This is a genomic window from Streptomyces graminilatus, assembly GCF_001418565.1.
GTDB classification, from domain to species: domain Bacteria; phylum Actinomycetota; class Actinomycetes; order Streptomycetales; family Streptomycetaceae; genus Streptomyces; species Streptomyces graminilatus.
In genome coordinates, this window is sequence record NZ_LIQQ01000653.1 from 1 (window position 1) to 1,236 (window position 1,236).

At 69.8% G+C, this 1,236-nt stretch carries 2 protein-coding genes; both read right to left on the reverse strand.

Annotated elements, in window-relative coordinates; translation table 11 throughout:
• Window positions 1–22: 22 nt before the first annotated feature.
• On the reverse strand, window positions 23–820 hold the full coding sequence (locus AOK08_RS39115) for a type III pantothenate kinase (protein ID WP_055534949.1): 798 nt from the start codon (window positions 818–820) through the stop codon (window positions 23–25).
• A gap of 8 nt (window positions 821–828) precedes the next feature.
• Window positions 829–1,236 (reverse strand): nicotinate-nucleotide diphosphorylase (locus AOK08_RS48160; RefSeq protein WP_422125815.1); only part of this gene is annotated, 408 nt, incomplete at its 5' end.

Here is a 1,236-nt window from a genome sequence, read left to right on the forward strand (position 1 = left end):
AGGGCGGCGGGGGCGGAGAAACTCACATGCGGGACACGTTTCGTTCGTACACCAGGCGTAGGCCGATCAAGGTCAGCCACGGCTCGTGTTCGTCGATCACCGAGGACTCGCCCAGGACCATCGGGGCCAGGCCACCCGTGGCGATCACCGTCACGTCGTCCGGGTCAGGCGCCAGTTCCTTCGCCATCCGGGTCACCACGCCGTCGACCTGGCCGGCGAACCCGTAGATGATGCCGGCCTGCATCGCCTCGACCGTGTTCTTGCCGATCACCGCCCGGGGCCGCGCCACCTCGATCTTCCGGAGCTGCGCGCCCTTCACGCCCAGCGCCTCGACCGAGATCTCGATCCCGGGGGCGATCACCCCGCCGACGTACTCCCCGCGCGCGGAAACCGCGTCGAACGTGGTCGCCGTACCGAAGTCGACGACGATCGCGGGGCCGCCGTAGAGCTCGACGGCGGCGACCGCGTTGATGATGCGGTCGGCGCCGACCTCCTTCGGGTTGTCGGTGAGGATCGGTACGCCGGTCTTCACGCCGGGTTCGACCAGCACCGCCGGCACATCGCCGTAGTACCGCCGCGTCACCTCGCGCAGTTCGTGCAGCACCGACGGCACGGTCGCGCAGATGGCGATGCCGTCGATGCCGTCGCCCAGCTCGTCCCCCAGGAGGGGGTGCATGCCCATGAGGCCCTGGAGGAGGACCGCGAGCTCGTCGGCGGTGCGGCGCGCGTCCGTGGAGATGCGCCAGTGCTCGACGATCTCGTCGCCGTCGAAGAGCCCGAGGACGGTGTGCGTGTTTCCCACGTCGATGGTCAGCAGCATGGCCGTTCCTACTCCGCCGCTCGCAGATCGAGACCGATGTCGAGGATCGGCGAGGAGTGGGTGAGGGCGCCGACCGCCAGGTAGTCGACGCCGGTGTCGGCGTATTCCTTGGCGTTCTTGAGGATGAGCCGGCCGGAGACCTCCAGGATCGCGCGGCCGTCGACGACCGCCACCGCCTCGTCGCACTCGCCGGGGGTGAAGTTGTCCAGAAGGATCAGGTCCGCGCCCGCGTCGACGACCTCGCGGAGCTGGTGCAGGGTGTCGACCTCGACCTCGATCGGTACCTCCGGGAAGGCGTCCCGTACGGCCTTGAAGGCCTGGGCGACGCCGCCGGCGGCCACCACGTGGTTGTCCTTGACGAGGGCCGCGTCCGACAGGGACATGCGGTGGTTGACGCCGCCGCCGCAGCGGACCGC

Bases quoted from the DNA above. Each gene is read 5' to 3' on its own strand.
- AOK08_RS39115 (WP_055534949.1), bottom strand. From the start codon at position 820: ATGCTGCTGACCATCGACGTGGGAAACACGCACACCGTCCTCGGGCTC.